Origin of the sequence: Psychrobacter sp. TB55-MNA-CIBAN-0194 (assembly GCF_040309505.1) — a bacterium.
In the GTDB taxonomy this organism is placed as follows: domain Bacteria; phylum Pseudomonadota; class Gammaproteobacteria; order Pseudomonadales; family Moraxellaceae; genus Psychrobacter; species Psychrobacter fozii.
The window spans coordinates 1-456 of the sequence record NZ_JBEOOW010000037.1 but is presented as its reverse complement, the minus strand read 5'-3'; the positions used below and the strand labels follow the sequence as shown (position 1 = coordinate 456).

1 protein-coding gene is annotated in these 456 nt (G+C 36.0%); it reads right to left on the bottom strand.

Going from position 1 to position 456, the window contains the following annotated elements; all coding sequences use genetic code 11:
• Positions 1-259: NUDIX domain-containing protein (locus tag AAEY75_RS14145; RefSeq protein ID WP_352259916.1), on the bottom strand; the 259-nt coding region annotated here is incomplete at its 3' end.
• Positions 260-456 lie beyond the last annotated feature (197 nt).

Sequence of the window (456 nt, the reverse complement as noted above, 5' to 3'; positions counted from 1 at the left end):
CATGATGCAATCGACCCAGTTTAACTGCCGTATTATTAGCAATATTGATGCCTGTCTCTTCGGCAACTTCTCGTATCAGCCCTTGTTTTGCTGTTTCATGAGCGTCTATCTTTCCGCCTACAAACTCATAACGGTTGCCCTGATGTTGGGCCGCCTCTCGAAATCCGAGCAAATACTGTGCCTGATAATGAATAACAGCGACAGCGACGTTTACGATTTTTTGATGGTGGGTTTGTTGAATTATTGCGACGTTCACCATAATACTGTCCTCAAATGCTTGTTTTATTTGTTATGACTCGAATGCTTGCTTTATTTGTTATGAATAGTCACTTGCGATAATAAGCTGATATTAATTTAAGTCATTGATATAAATAATAAAAAATAAATTCAATCTGACTTTATCATCGTAGGTTTATATAAGTTTACATAATGACTGCATTTTATTTTATCAATTAC